The sequence below is a fragment of the Lactobacillus kimbladii genome, from assembly GCF_014323605.1.
Lineage (GTDB): Bacteria > Bacillota > Bacilli > Lactobacillales > Lactobacillaceae > Lactobacillus > Lactobacillus kimbladii_B.
The window spans coordinates 85,965-103,416 of sequence record NZ_SCMB01000001.1 but is presented as its reverse complement, the minus strand read 5'-3'; the positions used below and the strand labels follow the sequence as shown (position 1 = coordinate 103,416).

Below are 17,452 nucleotides of genomic sequence, written 5' to 3'. Positions count from 1 at the left end.
TAATGGCTAAGACATCACAAAAAATTAGAAATCATCGTCCTGCTAAATTTTCTTCACGTGAATATACTCGTTGCGAGAGATGTGGTCGTCCACGCTCCGTTTATCGTAAGTTTGGCTTATGCCGTATTTGCTTGAAAGATTTAGCTCACAAAGGTCAAATCCCAGGCCTCAAAAAGGCTAGTTGGTAATACGGATTGGAGGATAGCATAAATGGTCATGACAGATCCGATCGCAGACTACTTGACTAGAATTAGAAATGCCAATATGGCAAAACATAATTCTGTTGAAATTCCTGCATCAAACATTAAAAAATCTATTTCAGAAATCTTGAAACGCGAAGGCTTCATCCGTGATTACGAAGTTACCGATGATAATAAACAGGGTATGATTAAGATTTTCTTGAAATATGGTCCTGACGGCGAACGTGTCATTTCAGGCTTAAAGAGAATTTCTAAGCCGGGTCTTAGAAATTATGTTAGTGCCGAAAACCTACCTAAAGTACTTAATGGTTTGGGTATAGCCATCGTATCTACTTCTGCAGGTGTGATTACTGACAAAGAAGCAAGACAAAAAGATGTTGGTGGCGAAGTTATCGCTTACGTTTGGTAATTCTGACAGAAAGGAGAGCAATCAATGAGCCGTATCGGTTTAAAAACAATTGAAGTCCCAGATAGTGTCACTGTTACCAAAAATGGTGACAATATCACTGTTAAAGGACCTAAGGGTGAATTGACTAGATATTTTGATCCAAAAATTACCTTTAAACAAGAAGATGGCAAGATCAACTTTTCACGTTCAAATGAAAATGATAAAGCACTTCATGGAACTGAAAGAGCTAATCTAGCTTCTATGGTTGAAGGTGTGGTTGATGGTTACAAGAAAACTTTAAAATTAATTGGTGTTGGTTATCGTGCCACTGCACAAGGTAACAAATTAACTTTAAATGTCGGTTATTCTCACCCAGTTGTAATGACTGCACCAGAAGGTGTTTCAGTAAAAGCTACTTCAGCAACTGATATTGAAGTAGAAGGAATTTCTAAGCAAAATGTAGGACAATTTGCTGCTGAAATTCGCGATGTACGTCCGCCAGAGCCTTATAAGGGTAAAGGTATTCGTTATACTAATGAATACGTACGTCGTAAGGAAGGTAAGACAGGTAAATAGTAAAAATTTTGAGGTGAAATTGTGATTTCGAAACCAGATAAGAACAAATTGCGCTTAAAGCGTCATAAACGTATTCGTAGCAAAATTTCTGGTACTGCTGAGCGCCCACGCTTAAGCGTTTTCCGTTCAAACAAAAACATCTACGCTCAATTAATTGATGACGTAGCGGGTGTAACGCTAGCAAGTGCCTCAACTTTAGATGATTCTGTATCAAAGGATCAAACTAAAGTAGAACAAGCTCAAGCTGTTGGTAAAGGTATTGCCGAAGCAGCCAAAGCTAAAAACATTACTAGCGTAGTGTTTGATAGAAGTGGTTATTTATACCACGGCCGTATTTCAGCATTGGCAGACGCCGCTCGTGAAAACGGATTAGAGTTCTAGGAAAGGAGATAAATACATGGCAAACCGCAACGATTCTCGCAATAATCGCAGAAATAAAGACGACATTGAAGATCAGTTAGTAGCAATTAATCGTGTCACCAAGGTTGTCAAAGGTGGTCAACGAATGAGATTTGCTGCTCTGGTAATTGTTGGCGACAAAAAAGGTCGTGTAGGCTTTGGTACTGGTAAAGCTCAAGAAGTTCCAGAAGCAATCCGTAAGGCCGTTGAAGCTGGTAAAAAGAATATGATCAAGGTTCCTAAGGTTGGTACTACTATTCCTCATGAAGTAATCGGTCATTATGGCTCAGGCAGTATTATGATCAAACCTGCTCCAGCTGGTTCAGGTGTTGCTGCTGGTGGTGCCGTTCGTATCGTTATGGATATGGCCGGTATTGCGGATGTTACTTCTAAATCACTTGGTTCTAATACTCCTATTAATGTTGTTCGTGCGACAATAGATGGATTGAAGAAACTTAGAACAAGTGAAGATGTTGAAAAGCTTCGTCACGCTGAACTAGATTAGGGAGACTGGATAAATGACTGAATTAAAAGTTACTTTAATTAGAAGTGCTGCACACCGTCTGCCTGACCAAAGAAAAGTTGTGAAAGCTCTTGGTTTAGGTAGGATTAATAGTACAGCTACTTTACCAGACAATGCTGCAACTCGTGGGGCATTAATGAAAATCGCCCACCTGATTTCAGTTGAAGAAATTAATAAATAGTTAATTGAGGAGGTGCCAAATTAATGAAGCTTCATGAATTACATGCTGCTGAGGGGTCACGCAATACAAGAAAACGTGTTGGTCGTGGTACTTCAAGTGGTTTTGGAAAAACTTCTGGACGTGGCCAAAAGGGACAATTGTCTCGTCAAGGCGGTCATACCCGTCTAGGTTTTGAAGGTGGTCAAATGCCATTATTCAGAACCATGCCAAAACGTGGATTTAAGAACGTTAACCGCAAAGAGTATGCAATCATTAACTTAGATGACTTGAACAAGTATGAGGAGGGCAGCGAAGTTACTGTTGCCAATCTCAAGGAAAAAGGTTTGGTAAAGAAAGAATTATCAGGCGTTAAATTGCTTGCTGAAGGTGAGTTAAAAGTTAAGTTAAACGTAAAGATTAACAAAGTTTCCGCCGCTGCTAAAAAAGCAGTAGAGGCTGCTGGCGGATCTGTTGAGGTGATCTAATGTTTTCGACCTTGAAGAACGCCTTTAAGGATAAAGAAATAAGAAATAAAATTTATTTTACACTCTTTATTCTTTTGATATACCGAATTGGAGCGAATATTACTGTTCCAGGTGTCAACGCAAAAGCGATTACTCAAGTTGCACAAACTGGTTTAGTTCCAATGCTGGATACAGTTTCTGGTGGTGGACTAGATAATTATTCAATTTTCTCATTAGGTGTTTCCCCTTATATAACCGCACAAATTGTTATTCAATTGTTGCAGATGGATATTGTACCTACGTTGGTAGAGTGGGGTAAACAAGGTGAGGTTGGACGTCGCAAAACTAATCAAGTAACCAGATGGCTTGCTTTATTTGTTGCTTTTATTCAAAGTTTGGGAATTACACTTGGTTTTAACGCATTAACTCAAATGGGTTTAGTTAAAAATCAGACTCCTCAAACATACATTGAAATTGCAATAATTATGACAGCAGGAACGATGCTTTTGACTTGGCTTGGTGATGAAATTACTGATAAAGGTTTAGGCAACGGAGTTTCAGTAATTATTTTTGCTGGTATTATAGCTAGGTTACCCCGTGGCTTGTGGCAACTTTATAAAGATGGAGTTATCAATAATAATGCTAGTGATCGTTGGCAAGGGATTTTGTTCTTCATCGCGATTATCATTGCAATACTTATCGTAACCCAATTAGTTACATGGGTAGAACAGGCAGATCGCCGGATTCCAATACAATACACAAGACGGGCAACTATTAGTGGCTCTGAAAGTTTTTTGCCATTAAAGGTTAACGTTTCTGGCGTTATTCCAGTCATTTTTGCTAGTTCATTTATTATTACACCGGCAACAATTTTGATGGCCTTTCAGAAATCTCAGGGTGACCAACAATGGTATAAAATAATGACCAACATATTTAGTATGCAAACTACACCGGGAGTCATAATCTATACAGTTTTAATCATCTTGTTTACGTTCTTCTATGCTTTTGTTCAGGTTAATCCTGAGAAGCTGGCTAAGAATTTGCAAAAACAAGGTGCGTACATTCCGAGTGTTTGGCCCGGCAAAGATACACAAGATTACGTATCAAAGGTCTTAATTAGATTATCAACTGTAGGTTCTGTATTTTTAGGACTTGTAGCATTACTGCCACAACTTGCTACTAATTTTTGGGATTTACCAAGCTCAATTGGATTAGGCGGTACCAGTCTTTTAATCGTTATTGGTGTCGTCTTGGAACTATCTCGTCAAATTAACGGATTGTTAATGAAGAGAGAATACGTTGGATTCATCAGATAGGAACGGATAAATGATTAATATATTTCTTTTAGGTTTGCCTGGTGCTGGCAAAGGTACGGTATCAGAACAAATTGTCGACAAATACCATCTAACTCATATTTCAACTGGGGATATGTTTAGAGAAGCAATGGCTAATGAGACTAAAGTTGGTCTTGAAGCCAAAAGTTACATTGATAAAGGTAATTTGGTACCAGATGAAGTTACTGCCAAGTTAGTTGAAGAACGTTTAGGCCAGCCCGATATTAATGAAGGGTATATTTTAGATGGTTTTCCTCGGACAATTGTTCAAGCGGAACTTTTCGAAGATATTGCTAAGCGCATGAATAAGCAATTAACAAATGTAATTTCACTCGAAGTTAAAGAAGAAACTTTGATAAAACGTTTATCAGCACGTTTTATGTGTAAAAACTGTGGTGCAACATATAATAAAATTACAAAGATGCCTAAAGTTAAGGATATTTGTGATCGTTGTGGTGGGCATGAATTTTACCAACGTGAAGATGACAAACCTGAAGTAGTAAAAAATCGTTTAGAAGTAAACGAAAAGATGAACACACCGCTGAAAGACTTTTACGAGAAAAAAGGTTTGTTAGCTGTTGTAAATGGTGAACAGACGCCTGAAGAAGTTTTTAAGAACGTTGATGCGGTTTTAAGTAAAAAGCAATAATTTGTATATTTACTTTTCCGTGTTATAATTTCAAAGTATGACTGTTTAAATGCGGAGGAACGGCTTTGGCAAAAGATGATGTCATAGAAGTGAAGGGTAAGGTTGTTGATACCCTGCCTAATGCTATGTTTAAAGTTGAATTGGAAAATGGAGCTGTGATTTTAGCACATGTTTCCGGTAAGATTAGGATGCATTATATTCGAATTTTGCCTGGAGACCGTGTTACTGTTGAACTTTCTCCTTATGATTTAACTAAAGGTAGAATAACTTATCGATTTATAAAGTAATAACGGAGGGAAACATGAAGGTTAGACCATCTGTTAAACCAATGTGTGAACATTGTAAGATAATTAAAAGAAATGGTCGTGTAATGGTTATTTGCTCTGCAAATCCAAAGCACAAGCAACGTCAAGGTTAAGATAATAGGAGGTGCAATTTATGGCACGTATTGCTGGTGTTGACTTACCAAGAGATAAAAGAATAGTTGTTGCATTAACATATATTTATGGAATTGGTGAACCAACAGCACAAAAGATTTGTGCGGATGCTGGTGTTTCTGAAGACATACGTTCAAAAGATTTGACTCCAGATGACCAAGAGAAGCTTCGTGCAGAAGTTGATAAATACCGTGTTGAAGGTGACTTACGTAGAGAAGTAAGCATGAACATCAAGCGGTTAATTGATATTGGTTCTTACCGTGGTATTCGTCACCGTAGAGGACTTCCGGTTCGCGGTCAAAATACCAAGAATAATGCCCGTACACGCAAGGGTAGCAAGAAAAATAAATAAAAATTTTTAAGGAGGTTTATTGATGCCTAAAACAGCACGTAAACGCCGTGTGAAGAAGCACGTTGAAAAAGGCGTTGCTCATATTCATTCTACGTTTAACAATACTTTAGTCATGATTACTGACGTTCAAGGCAATGCAATTGCTTGGTCTTCAGCTGGTGCATTAGGCTTTAAAGGTAGTCGTAAGTCTACACCATTTGCAGCACAAATGGCAGCCGAAGCAGCAGCCAAGAGTGCAATGGATCAAGGCATGAAACATGTAGAAGTTTCTGTTAAAGGTCCTGGTGCTGGCCGTGAATCTGCTATTAGATCGCTACAAGCGACTGGACTTGAAATCACCGCTATTCGCGATGTTACTCCAGTTCCTCACAATGGTTCTAGACCACCAAAACGTCGTCGTGTTTAATTTTGTTCTTATTGAAGGACATTGCGTTTTGAAAGGGGCCTAGTAATGATTGAATTTGAAAAACCAAATATTACCGTTGTGGACCAAGAAAAGTCTTATGGTAAATTTGTTATTGAACCACTTGAACGAGGCTTTGGTACTACTTTAGGTAACTCATTACGTAGAGTTTTACTGACATCTATCCCAGGTACAGGACTTGTTTACGTTCAAATAGATGATGTCTTACACGAATTCTCAACCGTTCCGGGCGTAAGAGAAGATGTCGCTAAGATAATCCTGAACCTTAAGAAACTTGAATTAAAGTCTTTTTCAGATGAACAAAAGATTATTGAAATTGACGTAGAGGGTCCGGCTACTGTAACCGCCGATGATCTTAAAGCTGACGCAGATATTCAAATCCTGAATCCTGATCAATATATTTGTACAATTGCTGATGGTGGCCACTTGCATATGCAAATTGCTGTTAAAAATGGTCGCGGCTATGTTGCAGCAAGTGACAACAAGAGCGAGGATATGCCAATTGGGGTTATTCCTGTTGATTCTTTATTTTCTCCAATAAAGAAGGTCAATTACCAAGTTGAATCAACTCGTGTTGGTAAAAGAGACGATTTTGACAAGCTCACTTTAGAGATTTGGACAGATGGTTCAATCAAGCCTAACGATGCCCTCAGTTTCGCAGCAAAAATATTAGTTGCACACTTTAAAGTGTTTGAAACTGCTGATGCAAATACTAAATTCAATGATGTAATGGTTGAAAAAGAGGACGATACAGCTGAAAAGAAGCTTGAAATGACAATTGAAGAGCTTGATCTTTCTGTTCGTTCATACAATTGTCTTAAACGTGCCGGTATTAATACACTGCAAGAACTAACTGACAAAACAGAAGCAGATATGATGCGTGTACGTAACTTAGGACGTAAATCGTTGGAAGAAGTTAAAAATAAATTAGCTGACTTGGGACTATCATTGCGTCAAGAAGATTAATTTAAAAAATAAAGGAGGTAAACTGATGGCATACCGTAAATTGGGTCGCGACAGTGCACATAGAAAAGCAATGCTGAGAGAAATGACTACTCAATTAATCATGAAGGAACGCATTACTACTACTGAAGCTCGTGCTAAAGAAGTTCGCAAAACCGCCGAAAAGATGATTACTTTAGGCAAACGTGGAGATTTGGCTGCAAGAAGAAGAGCAGCTGCCTTTGTTCGTGATGAGGTTGCAGATATTCATGAAGAAAAAGATGCAGTTGTTGTTAAATCAGCTTTGCAAAAGCTTTTTAGCGATATTGCACCGCGTTACAAAGATAGAAATGGTGGATACACCAGAATTATGAAGCTTGCTACAGCTCGTAAGGGTGATGCAGCTCCAATGGTTATTTTAGAATTAGTTTAATTCAAATAATCCAAACTTAATAGCTATTAAGAATTATCCGTGAGAGTGAGAATAAGCGTTAAGATGATGACGAAAGTTTAGTCTAGCTTAGATAATTATATTATCCCTCCTCATGGGTGATTTTTTTTGCTCTTTTAATTTTGTTTAAGCACAAAACAGGAAGATATTTTTAAAATTGAATTCAGAACGGGTTAAAGCATATTAAATAGTGAAACTGATAATTTTGATGTGCAAAGGTGCCAATCAGTATTCAGAATTGTTGATATTTTTGGTACAATTGAATCAGACTTTTAGGACGGTGAGAGTATGGCAAATGATAATATTATTAAAATAAAAAATGTAAGTTTTTCGTATCCAGAGTCAGACACTCCCGCTATAGACAATATTAGTTTCAATGTGAGACGGGGTTCATGGACTTCAATTATTGGTCATAATGGTAGTGGTAAATCAACAATTATCCGCCTAATTAATGGCTTGCTGGTACCTGATGAAAGCGGAAGCCCTTTAATCGAAGTAGATGGAATAAAACTAACGGACGATACAGTTTGGGAAGTTCGCAATAGAGTAGGCATTGTCTTTCAAAATCCTGATAATCAGTTCGTGGGAGCAACGGTGGCTGATGATGTTGCATTTGGTTTAGAAAATCGTGGCATTCCTCATTCAGAAATGGTTAAAATAGTTCCGGAAGCAATTAAAGCCGTCGGAATGAGTGAATATGCCAACTCTGAGCCTGCAAATTTATCCGGTGGTCAAAAGCAAAGAGTGGCTATTGCTGGTATATTAGCTATTAAACCCAAAATAATTGTGTTAGACGAAGCTACTTCAATGCTTGATCCTGAAGGAAGAAATCAAATATTATCAATTGTTCAAGATATGAAGGATAAGTATGACTTGACTGTAATTTCTATTACTCATGATATTGATGAAGCTAATCTGGCTGATCAAGTTTTAGTAATGAATGATGGTAAATTAATTACACAAGGAAGTACTAAAACAGTTTTTAGTCAGGTTAGTCTTCTTAAAAGTATAGGGTTAGATGTGCCCTTCTTTGAGCAAATTAAAGAAAAATTGCAGCAAGATGCAATAAAATTACCTGATAACTTAGATTTAGAAAAAGAGTTGATTAATTATCTATGTCAATTAAATTCAAAAATGTAAGCTACATTTATTCTCCCGAAACTCCAATGGCAAAAAAGGGTTTAGATAATGTTTCATTTGAGTTAAAAGATGGTTCTTTTAATGCAATAATTGGACATACTGGGAGTGGAAAATCGACTCTTATGCAGCATTTTAATGCTCTTATTAAACCTGCAACAGGAAAAATAGAAATAGCTGGCACAACTATAACACCAGAAACTACAAATAAAAATTTAAAAGATTTAAGAAGACATGTAAGTTTGGTTTTTCAGTTTCCTGAAACGCAATTGTTTGAAAATACAGTTTTAGATGACATTGCCTTTGGTCCTAAAAATTTTGGTTATGACAATGAAAAAGCTCTTGAAAGTGCTAAATATTGGCTAAAAAAAGTTGGCTTATCTGAAGAAATTGGCAAAAGGTCACCATTTGAACTTTCTGGTGGACAAATGAGGAGAGTGGCAATAGCTGGAGTAATGGCATATGAACCAGATATTCTTTGTTTGGATGAGCCAGCAGCTGGTCTTGATCCAGAAGCGCGTAAACAAATGATGGCACTTTTTTCTGATTACCAAAAAGACGGGCATACGGTAATTTTAGTTACCCATAATATGGATGATGTGGCTAAATATGCTGACAATGTTTTAGTTATGGAACAAGGTAAACTTATTAAGCAAGACACACCTACAGAAATTTTTAAAAATCGTAAGTGGTTGCAAGAGCATCACCTTGAAGAACCTAAAGCTTCTTTGTTTGCAGCTAAATTAACTAATTATAAATTTACAAAAATGCCATTAAATATAAATAGTTTAGTAAAAGAAATAGAAGACAATTTGAAGGGGTGATTGCGTGAGTAAAATCTTAATTGGTCGTTATGTAGCTGGTGATTCGATAGTCTATAGAATGGACCCTCGAGGGAAATTACTCGCAACTATTCTCTTTATTTTGTTTGTCTTTTTGGCTAATAATCCAATTTCATATATTATAGTGACTATTTTTAGTTTAGCCGCAGTTGCTGCTACAAAGCTAAAGCCCAAAATCTTCTGGGATGGAGTAAAGCCATTAATTTGGTTGATTTTGTTTACCTCTTTTTTACAATTATTTTTTACTGTAGGAGGAACTGTATACTGGCGTTGGACGATCTTTGCCTTGTCAAGTTACGGGATCACTAACGCAATTTTTATATTTATTCGTTTCACTGTAATTATTTTAATCTCTACAGTAATGACGGTTACAACTAAGCCGCTTGAAATTGCTGATGCGATCGAATGGCTATTAAAACCGCTTAAATTGATTCGTATTCCAGTAGATAAGATAGCACTTGTAATGTCAATAGCACTTCGCTTTGTGCCCACTCTATTTGATGAAACTTTTAAAATAATGAATGCTCAGCGCTCACGTGGTGCAGATTTTAATAACGGCGGATTAGTTACTAGAGCAAAGGCAATCACACCACTTTTAGTGCCACTGTTTATTAATTCTTTGGAAACAGCAATTGATTTATCAACTGCGATGGAGTCTCGCGGATATCGCGGTGATAAGGGAAGAACAAAATTTAGAGTATTAAAATGGTCTAATGTAGACTTTATAAATTTGTTTTATTTTGTTTTATTATTAGGACTTCTATTAGTATTTAGGACACATTGATGACAACAAGATATAAAATGACAGTCGCTTATGACGGCCATCTATTTCACGGATTTCAGTATCAGCCACACCAAAGAACTGTGCAAGGTACAATTGAAACAGCATTATATAAAATGACAAAAGGCAAAACCGTGATTGTCGAAGGTTCAGGTCGTACAGATGCTGGTGTTCATGCACTAGGTCAAGTAATTCATTTTGATTATCCAGGTAAACAAATTCCACCTGAAAGAATGATTTGTGCATTGAATTCAATGATGCCACTAGATATTATATTTAAAAATTGCGCAGTAGTCGATGAAAAATTTCATGTTAGATATAGTGCAAAAGGTAAGTGGTACCGGTACTGTGTTAGTCTGGATAGGTTTGTTGACCCTTTTAAACGTTTCTATACAGGACACTATCCTTATCCAGTTGATATAGAAAAAATGAAAAAAGCAGCTGCTGATTTGCTGGGTACTCATGATTTCACTAGTTTTGCTGCTAGTGGTGGCCAAATAAAAAACAAAGTGCGTACGATGTATTACGTAAATATACAAAAAGATCAAAGAAATAATGAAATTATCTTTGATTTTATTTGTTCAGGATTTCTTTATAACATGGTTCGTATTTTAGTAGCTATGTTATTAGAGATTGGCAGAGGTAAACGTTCTGTAAATGATATTCCCCGGGTAATATCTGCTAAGGATCGAGAACAGGTGAGAGAAACTGCTCCAGCAAGTGGACTATTTTTGTATCATGTTTTTTATGAAAATATACCGGAAAAGTACAGGCTTGATAGGGATTAATATTGACTTTTTAATTAAAAAGACTTATTATATTTAAGTATGTTTGTCCACGATAGGCCCCGGAATCTTATTGTTTTCAAACAACGTATAAACGGAGGAAATTAAATTGCGTACTACACAATTAGCGAAACCTAATGAAATTGAACGTAAGTGGTATGTTATTGACGCAACAGATGTATCTTTAGGTCGTCTGTCAACTGCAGTAGCAACTATTTTAAGAGGTAAGAACAAGCCTCAATATACACCAAACGTTGACACTGGTGATAACGTCATTATTATTAATGCCGCTAAACTAAAGTTAACGGGTAAGAAAGCTACTGACAAGATTTATTACCATCACTCTGATTACCGTGGTGGTATAAAAGCCACTCCAGCTGGAGACTTGCTGGCTAATAATCCAGTTAGATTAGTTGAATTGTCAGTTAAGGGTATGCTTCCTAAAAATACTCTCGGTCATCAAGAGTTTATGAAGATGCATGTTTATGCTGGTGCTGATCACAAGCATGAAGCACAAAAGCCTGAAGAATTAGACATTAACAAATTAATCTAGGAGGTTAAATAATGGCACAACAAGTTGCATATGCAGGTACCGGTCGGCGCAAGAATTCTGTTGCGCGTGTTCGTTTAGTACCAGGTAGCGGCAAGATTACTGCTAATAACAAAGATATTGATCAATACATTCCATTTCCTAACTTAGTTAAGGATTTGAAACAACCATTGACTTTGACTGAAACTGAAAATCAATACGACGTTAAGGTTAACGTAAATGGTGGTGGTTTCTCTGGGCAAGCCGGAGCTATTCGTTTAGGAATTGCACGCGCTCTTCTAGAAGTTGACCCTGATTTTCGTGGTCCTTTAAAGAAAGCGGGATTCTTGACTCGTGATCCAAGAATGGTTGAACGTAAGAAACCTGGTCTTAAGAAAGCTCGTAAAGCTTCACAATTTAGTAAACGTTAATCAGTACGATTATATCAGCGTTTTAAAGCACTTCATGGTTTATACCATGAGGTGTTTTTTTATAATTTTTTTGCAAAATTTACACCAACCAAATTCACACCATTACTTTAAAAATCAATATGCACTACTGACTTTGATAATCCTAATTTGAAGTAGTTTAATGGTTGTATATATGATGTTGCAATCATAGTGAGGTATAAAAATGGACACAAAACCAGTAATAGATGTGCTAAATTTAAGTAAGCGATATAAAAATTTTCAGCTACAAATTAACAATTTAAAAATAAATGAAGGTAGTATTGTTGGTTTAATTGGTGAAAATGGGTCAGGTAAGTCAACTTTTTTGAATTTACTATTAAATCAAATAAAAAGTGAAATAGGCAATGTAAAAATTTTTGGTTTGGATTATGTTAAAGATGAATGCCAGATAAAACTTAACTTAGGTGTAATTTTGGAGCAAAATTATTTTCCAAACTCATTTTCTGTTCAACAAATTGAAAAAATGCTAGAAAAGGTTTATCCATGTTGGGATAAAAAACTCTATCACAATTTGATTGATGAGTTTGATTTGCCTACCAATAAGCCTATTAGTAATTTTTCAAGAGGGATGCTTGCTAAATTAAATTTTGCTGCCACACTTTCTCATCACCCAAGACTCTTAATTGCTGATGAAGCAACCAGTGGGCTTGACCCCATTGTAAGGAAAGAAATCTTATCTATGTTAAAAGAATATGTCAATGATAATCAAATGACGGTATTATTGTCTTCACATATCTTAAGCGATTTAGAACAAGTTGCTAACTATTTTATTTTTAGTAAAAGGAGTAAAGATAGATGAGCGGACTTCTCTATAAGGATTTTCAACTTATACTAAATAAGATAAGTGTAAAAAGTAGATTGCTAATCATATTAGTACTACTTTTGGTGACAATTTTTGGTAGGGAGTCTGGAACGATTTTTCTCTCAATAATGGGACCGATTAGTTTAGCATCAATGCCAACTGGTCTATTGATTGCTGACCAAGAAAGTGGATGGAACAGATTCGTAGGTGTTTTTCCTATTCCCAAAAGAAATATAGTTTTGGCTAGATATATTTTTTGTATTTCTTTAATTGTATCTATTAGCTTTATAACTTTAATTTTAAGCATTGCCACTGCTCTAATTTTCCAACAATTTAGCCTGCAAATTCATATATTGATATCGATAGTTGGCTTATTGATTGGTATCATGTATGTAGTACTCTTACTCCCAGCAGTTTACGCTTCAGGCACGTTTGGAATCACAATTGTAAATATACTGGTTTTAGTCCTTATTATGGGAGGGGTTTATATTTTGCAGAAAACGACTTGGGGTCTATCGTTCATCGCTTGGATTGGTAATACTAATTCTTTCCTGCTAGTAATCACAAGCTGTATCTTAATTGCCGTAATATCAATCGTTTCAATGATAATTTCAACAAAAGTATATTCCAACACATTTAAGTAGTTAGGAGTTTGAACTATTATGACTAAAAAATTATATCATCAAATAGCCGTTGCTTTAGCAATAGTTTCAATTGTACTCGCAGTCGGGATACTAGTTTGGGGAGAAAAAGAGACTGCTTTTATTGCAATTATTCCCGCCTTAATTGCAGATTTAATAGAACGTAAGGGAAAGAAAGCAAAATAAGTAAGCGTAAATCTATTGATTGTTGAAAATATGCTTTTTGTTCTTAACTTTTGAATATTAGAAAGACACTAGCTGAATATAAAAGTGTCTTTCTAATTTATGTTCTATTGAAATAATTAACTGGGAGTATTCTACAAAAGTTTACCAAAGTAAGTTATTGAGTAGTGTGAACTTTTAGTATTTATCAACTCAATTCATATATTTTAGAAGTGAAACTCATATCATTCATTTGAAATTAGTTGAAACTTATTGAAGCACTAGTTTCAGAAAAGCGAGAAGACACCTGATAGTAAAGTCTTTTGAAATATAGTTAAACCAGATCTTAAGCAGGTTCGTAACGCTTCACGATTTAGTAAGCGCTATTTACTAATTCTTAGTGTATTGCATTATTTATTATAATAATTATCAAAGGTAGGATTATGACAAAAATTGAATTAACACGTTTTCGTATTAAAAAAGGTAAAGAATTAAGAGCACAGGAATGGATGGATTTTTTAAATAAACATCATCAAGATACTGTGGCAACAATGGCTGGAGAAAAAATGTATATTGAGACTGTATTTAAAGAGGAAAGTTCGGATGGTTACACATACTTTTATTGGTATTCTATCCAAGGAGAAGGAGGCAGTGCTGTTGAAGATTCGGAAAGCTATATTGATCAAAAACACTTAGGGTATTGGGAGGAGTGTATAGATACTGCTTATAAGCCGGTGAATATGAAAGTGATGGAAAAACTAGTAGCACCTAAAATTAATAGCATTATAGATGCTGACTAAGTGAAAATGTTAGGCTACTTGAATAAAAGAAGAATGAAAAACGTCAGATTCTAGTCTGACGTTTTTATTATTTGATTTTTATTCATATCTTAAAGCAGTGATTGGATCTAGTTTTGCTGCTCGTTTGGCTGGTAACGTACCTGCTAAAAAGGTAATTAGACAGATAATGCCAATAATTAGTAAACTGCTTGACCAGTTGAATTGAATTAAAGTAAAGCCATCTAGACCTTTTAAGAATGATTTAGCAGCAAAATTGTTTAAGGCATTGCCTAAACCCATTGCTAGTAGTAATCCCAATGAAGAGCCAAGCAAACCAATTAAGATTGCTTCACAGCTAAAAATGGAAAATACTTTACCCTTGCTGAGCCCTAATGCCTTCATAAGACCAATTTCTTTTGTACGATCTCTCACTGACATGTACAGAGTATTGATTACTCCAAAGCTGGCAGCTACCAATGCGATAGCTCCAAAAACGATTAAAACCCCAGTGACTGCGTTGAATGTTAGAAAAAGTTCATTGACTGCTTCCTTAAGAGTCATACACGAATATCCTTTTTTAGTTAGATTATCCTCAATTTTTTTAATACTGCTAGCACTCTTGTTAATAGGGGTAGCCATAACACTGGTATACTTATCTTTTAATGCTTGCGGAAGTCCTTTTTGGTTGGCTGAAACTATTTTTTGTCCTAAGCCATTACTGTAAATGGCAAAACCTTTTGATACTATACTGTCATTTCTTATTCCAACAACCGTAGCAGATATTTTTGCTCTTTTCTTAGTAAGGGGTGATTTTGTGACTAAAGTTACTTTTTTACCAAGAGCATCTTGAGCATTTTTGAAGCCGTAGGATTTAACCATTGGTTTAGTGATTAGGATCTGAGATTTTTTTCCGCTAGTAGCAACTTGGTGACCAACTTTTAAGTCGTAGTTGATCCCTTCGGTTATTTGCGCAATTATAAGATATTTAGTTTTATTAGGCCCTTGGACATAGTCAACATCACAGTCCTTTAACGCTTTAAAATCTTTTAAGCCTTTAACTGATTTGATTTTTTTAACGTCGTTTTTGTCCATCATACCATCAGCGTTTTGACTGCTCTTCTTGGTATTATATTTTTGAGGTTCATTCGTATCTTGACTGGAACTCCCAGGCAAAATAGACATTTGCTCAGTTTTACCTACATTACCGACCTGCTTTTTCAAATAATCATTAACACCATTATTAATACCCATAGTAAAGGCAATAGTTAAGGAGCCAATGAAAACAGCTATAATGGTTAGGAATGTTCTCCCTTTATTGTGCCATAAGTTTGTAGCCGCAGAATTTAGAATATCATGGAATCTCATTGCTGTATTCCTCCCACTATTTGACCATCTTTAATCTGAACTTGACGCGCACACTTTTTCGCTAAATCAGGATCGTGAGTAACAATTATTAAGGTAATATTTTTTTCTTGATGTAGTTTAAATAAAATATTTTCAATATTTTCGCTAGTAGCTGAATCCAAGTTTCCTGTCGGCTCATCTGCAAAAATAATTTCTGGGTTGTTCACTAAGGCCCGTGCAATACAAACGCGCTGCTTTTGACCCCCTGACAAGTCACTTGCTTTATTTTTAACTTTACTTTCTAAGCCAACTGCTTTGATGGCTGCCAATGCCTTTGATCTGCGTTCTTTTCCTGTAATTCCACCTATTTTTAAAGGAAGCATTACATTTTCTAACACGCTATCTTGAGCATTTAAGAAAAATTGTTGAAAAACAAAGCCAAAGGTCTGATTGCGCAATTTATTTAATGTTTTGTTTTTAATTTTACTTGTGGGCTCATTATTTAGCCATACGCTACCAGTAGTAGGTTGGTCGAGGAGTGCCAAGATGTGCATTAAGGTAGACTTGCCTGAACCACTTTTGCCAATGATAGCAACAGAATCACCTTTGTCAATCTGTAAATTAATTCCTCGTAAGGCTTCAAATTTGGTTGCTCCCTTGCCATAGGTGCGGGTTACCTCACGGGTTTCAAGTAAACTCATAGATTCTCCTTCTTTCTTGTATTACTGTAATACATATATAATACACCATGATTAAAAAAAGGCAAATATTTTTTAAAAATTTTTCAGACTAGGCAAACCAGGATTCCATAATTTTTATCTCTGGTTTTTCAAAGTTAATTTGTGTGAGTGCGCCATAAGGTAGAGCGGTCTTTGGATAAGCGTGGCCAATATTTACATTATATAAAATTGGTGTATTGAACTTAGCAGTTTCTTCCAACAAGATTTGTTTATATTCTGCAAAATACTTTTTATCTTGAGGTTTGCCTACTAAAATTGCGCGAACATTTCCTAAAATACCAACTTCTTCTAATTTAGCTAATTCTTGACGATAAAGTTGAGGAGCTGGTTTTTCTTCACATGTTTCTATGAAAAGTATTTTATCTTTGGCTTCTTCCGGTGTGAGTATAAGCTGATACTGGTTAATAACTGATGGTTCATCTGGATATCGATTTGTTGTTAAGTCATCATAAAGGCTATCGATGCAGCCACCCCATAGTCTACCTCGAACTTTTCCATGGCCACGTAAAACTTCATAACCGGTGTCTTTGTGGCTTATTCTTTCTTTACCAATTTGTTTAATTGAGAAATCAGTTCTTTCTTCATACCAGTTTTCACTTGCAGGAATGAGAGTAACCGATGGATTTTTAAAGTAATGTATTAAAGTCTTTTTTGTATAAGGTAAAAGTTCATTAGCCAGTTCTGCAAAATCAGTTAAAAAGCTCGGTCCATAGAATGTTTGCAAGCCCATTTTGTAAAACATTAGATGATTATTCGTAGTATCAGAGAAGCCACTAAATAACTTGGGATGATCACAGACAGTTTTTTTAAATTCCTGATCTGCCATTAAATAGGGCAAAGTTCTGTAAGTGTCATCTCCGCCAATAGCAGCAAAAATACCTTTAATTTCTGGATCTAGAAATGCTGCTTTTAAATCGGCGGCACGTTCGGCTGGATGACTTTTAACATAAGTACTACCTGAAAGGGCATGTGGCATAAATACAGGATTTATGCCAAGTTGTTTCATGTGCTTAATTCCTTGTTTTAGTTCATGGGAAGCAAAACTCTCACCTAGAGTACCAGCTGATAAACTAACGATTGCTACTTTATCACCTACATGTAATTGCTTGGGTTTTGCTAACATAGTTCACATATACTCCTT

28 protein-coding genes are annotated in these 17,452 nt (G+C 35.9%); 25 read left to right on the top strand and 3 right to left on the bottom strand.

The annotated features are described in order from the left end of the window. Positions 1-2: 2 nt before the first annotated feature. The 25 genes from ERK18_RS00620 to ERK18_RS00500 all read left to right on the top strand — a co-directional run bounded on the left by ERK18_RS00620 (position 3) and on the right by ERK18_RS00500 (position 14,248). A complete protein-coding gene (locus ERK18_RS00620) occupies positions 3-188 on the top strand; it encodes a type Z 30S ribosomal protein S14 (RefSeq protein ID WP_034980430.1) in 186 nt (61 codons plus the stop codon). Positions 189-210: 22 nt separating this feature from the next. Further along, positions 211-609 carry a 30S ribosomal protein S8 gene (gene rpsH, locus ERK18_RS00615; RefSeq protein ID WP_038523731.1) on the top strand — a complete coding sequence of 133 codons (399 nt, stop codon included), beginning with the start codon at positions 211-213 and terminating at the stop codon, positions 607-609. 24 nt (positions 610-633) lie between these two features. After that, positions 634-1,164: a 50S ribosomal protein L6 gene (gene rplF, locus ERK18_RS00610; RefSeq protein ID WP_046332452.1), complete on the top strand. Its 531-nt coding sequence runs from the start codon at positions 634-636 to the stop codon at positions 1,162-1,164. Positions 1,165-1,185: 21 nt separating this feature from the next. Continuing rightward, a complete protein-coding gene (gene rplR, locus ERK18_RS00605) occupies positions 1,186-1,545 on the top strand; it encodes a 50S ribosomal protein L18 (protein ID WP_034980422.1) in 360 nt (119 codons plus the stop codon). Between the two features lie 16 nt (positions 1,546-1,561). Next, positions 1,562-2,068 (top strand): 30S ribosomal protein S5, encoded by a 507-nt coding sequence (rpsE, locus tag ERK18_RS00600; RefSeq protein WP_034980420.1) that lies wholly within the window; start codon positions 1,562-1,564, stop codon positions 2,066-2,068. A gap of 13 nt (positions 2,069-2,081) precedes the next feature. Next, positions 2,082-2,267 (top strand): 50S ribosomal protein L30, encoded by a 186-nt coding sequence (rpmD, locus tag ERK18_RS00595; RefSeq protein ID WP_034980417.1) that lies wholly within the window; start codon positions 2,082-2,084, stop codon positions 2,265-2,267. A 23-nt stretch (positions 2,268-2,290) separates the two neighbouring features. Then, on the top strand, positions 2,291-2,731 hold the full coding sequence (rplO, locus tag ERK18_RS00590; RefSeq protein WP_034980414.1) for a 50S ribosomal protein L15: 441 nt from the start codon (positions 2,291-2,293) through the stop codon (positions 2,729-2,731). Continuing rightward, positions 2,731-4,026, top strand: a complete 1,296-nt coding sequence (gene secY / locus ERK18_RS00585) for a preprotein translocase subunit SecY (protein WP_034980412.1) — start codon at positions 2,731-2,733, stop codon at positions 4,024-4,026. Before rplO ends, secY begins: the two co-directional genes overlap by 1 nt. A 10-nt stretch (positions 4,027-4,036) precedes the next feature. Continuing rightward, positions 4,037-4,693: an adenylate kinase gene (locus tag ERK18_RS00580; RefSeq protein WP_034980410.1), complete on the top strand. Its 657-nt coding sequence runs from the start codon at positions 4,037-4,039 to the stop codon at positions 4,691-4,693. 65 nt (positions 4,694-4,758) lie between these two features. After that, positions 4,759-4,980, top strand: coding sequence for a translation initiation factor IF-1 (gene infA / locus ERK18_RS00575; RefSeq protein WP_034980408.1), 222 nt, complete (start codon positions 4,759-4,761; stop codon positions 4,978-4,980). Between the two features lie 14 nt (positions 4,981-4,994). Further along, positions 4,995-5,111: a 50S ribosomal protein L36 gene (gene rpmJ / locus ERK18_RS00570; RefSeq protein WP_006729432.1), complete on the top strand. Its 117-nt coding sequence runs from the start codon at positions 4,995-4,997 to the stop codon at positions 5,109-5,111. Positions 5,112-5,131: 20 nt separating this feature from the next. After that, positions 5,132-5,482 (top strand): 30S ribosomal protein S13, encoded by a 351-nt coding sequence (gene rpsM, locus ERK18_RS00565; protein ID WP_034980405.1) that lies wholly within the window; start codon positions 5,132-5,134, stop codon positions 5,480-5,482. A gap of 22 nt (positions 5,483-5,504) precedes the next feature. Beyond that, positions 5,505-5,888 carry a 30S ribosomal protein S11 gene (gene rpsK, locus ERK18_RS00560; RefSeq protein WP_034980403.1) on the top strand — a complete coding sequence of 128 codons (384 nt, stop codon included), beginning with the start codon at positions 5,505-5,507 and terminating at the stop codon, positions 5,886-5,888. Between the two features lie 45 nt (positions 5,889-5,933). Next, positions 5,934-6,872 (top strand): DNA-directed RNA polymerase subunit alpha, encoded by a 939-nt coding sequence (locus ERK18_RS00555; RefSeq protein ID WP_034980402.1) that lies wholly within the window; start codon positions 5,934-5,936, stop codon positions 6,870-6,872. A 25-nt stretch (positions 6,873-6,897) separates the two neighbouring features. Beyond that, positions 6,898-7,281: a 50S ribosomal protein L17 gene (rplQ, locus tag ERK18_RS00550; RefSeq protein WP_034980401.1), complete on the top strand. Its 384-nt coding sequence runs from the start codon at positions 6,898-6,900 to the stop codon at positions 7,279-7,281. A 306-nt stretch (positions 7,282-7,587) separates the two neighbouring features. Then, positions 7,588-8,439 (top strand): energy-coupling factor ABC transporter ATP-binding protein, encoded by an 852-nt coding sequence (locus tag ERK18_RS00545; RefSeq protein WP_187153864.1) that lies wholly within the window; start codon positions 7,588-7,590, stop codon positions 8,437-8,439. Then, positions 8,415-9,260 (top strand): energy-coupling factor transporter ATPase, encoded by an 846-nt coding sequence (locus ERK18_RS00540; protein ID WP_187153863.1) that lies wholly within the window; start codon positions 8,415-8,417, stop codon positions 9,258-9,260. Before ERK18_RS00545 ends, ERK18_RS00540 begins: the two co-directional genes overlap by 25 nt. Before the next feature lie 4 nt (positions 9,261-9,264). Then, positions 9,265-10,062 carry an energy-coupling factor transporter transmembrane component T family protein gene (locus tag ERK18_RS00535; protein WP_045928444.1) on the top strand — a complete coding sequence of 266 codons (798 nt, stop codon included), beginning with the start codon at positions 9,265-9,267 and terminating at the stop codon, positions 10,060-10,062. After that, a complete protein-coding gene (truA, locus tag ERK18_RS00530; RefSeq protein WP_187153862.1) occupies positions 10,062-10,847 on the top strand; it encodes a tRNA pseudouridine(38-40) synthase TruA in 786 nt (261 codons plus the stop codon). The genes ERK18_RS00535 and truA overlap by 1 nt, the downstream gene beginning before the upstream one ends. Positions 10,848-10,953: 106 nt before the next feature. After that, positions 10,954-11,397 (top strand): 50S ribosomal protein L13, encoded by a 444-nt coding sequence (rplM, locus tag ERK18_RS00525; RefSeq protein ID WP_045928442.1) that lies wholly within the window; start codon positions 10,954-10,956, stop codon positions 11,395-11,397. Positions 11,398-11,408: 11 nt separating this feature from the next. Beyond that, positions 11,409-11,804, top strand: a complete 396-nt coding sequence (gene rpsI, locus ERK18_RS00520) for a 30S ribosomal protein S9 (RefSeq protein WP_034980394.1) — start codon at positions 11,409-11,411, stop codon at positions 11,802-11,804. A gap of 202 nt (positions 11,805-12,006) precedes the next feature. Then, positions 12,007-12,642 carry an ABC transporter ATP-binding protein gene (locus tag ERK18_RS00515; protein ID WP_261982399.1) on the top strand — a complete coding sequence of 212 codons (636 nt, stop codon included), beginning with the start codon at positions 12,007-12,009 and terminating at the stop codon, positions 12,640-12,642. After that, entirely contained in the window at positions 12,639-13,289 is a 651-nt protein-coding gene (locus tag ERK18_RS00510) for an ABC-2 transporter permease (RefSeq protein WP_187153861.1), read from the top strand. The genes ERK18_RS00515 and ERK18_RS00510 overlap by 4 nt, the downstream gene beginning before the upstream one ends. Positions 13,290-13,307: 18 nt before the next feature. After that, the gene (locus ERK18_RS00505) at positions 13,308-13,472 is read left to right on the top strand and encodes a hypothetical protein (RefSeq protein ID WP_187153860.1); all 165 of its coding nucleotides are present in this window, start codon (positions 13,308-13,310) and stop codon (positions 13,470-13,472) included. A 419-nt stretch (positions 13,473-13,891) separates the two neighbouring features. Next, the gene (locus ERK18_RS00500; RefSeq protein WP_187153859.1) at positions 13,892-14,248 is read left to right on the top strand and encodes a DUF6176 family protein; all 357 of its coding nucleotides are present in this window, start codon (positions 13,892-13,894) and stop codon (positions 14,246-14,248) included. 78 nt (positions 14,249-14,326) lie between these two features. Here the strand turns inward: ERK18_RS00500 and ERK18_RS00495 are convergent, their stop codons facing one another. From ERK18_RS00495 to ERK18_RS00485, 3 genes are all read right to left on the bottom strand, one after another. Next, complete coding sequence (locus ERK18_RS00495) at positions 14,327-15,592, bottom strand: ABC transporter permease (RefSeq protein WP_187153858.1); 1,266 nt, start codon at positions 15,590-15,592, stop codon at positions 14,327-14,329. Beyond that, positions 15,589-16,272: an ABC transporter ATP-binding protein gene (locus ERK18_RS00490; RefSeq protein WP_187153857.1), complete on the bottom strand. Its 684-nt coding sequence runs from the start codon at positions 16,270-16,272 to the stop codon at positions 15,589-15,591. Before ERK18_RS00490 ends, ERK18_RS00495 begins: the two co-directional genes overlap by 4 nt. Positions 16,273-16,360: 88 nt before the next feature. After that, positions 16,361-17,434, bottom strand: coding sequence for a S66 family peptidase (locus tag ERK18_RS00485; protein WP_187153856.1), 1,074 nt, complete (start codon positions 17,432-17,434; stop codon positions 16,361-16,363). Between the last annotated feature and the right edge of the window lie 18 nt (positions 17,435-17,452).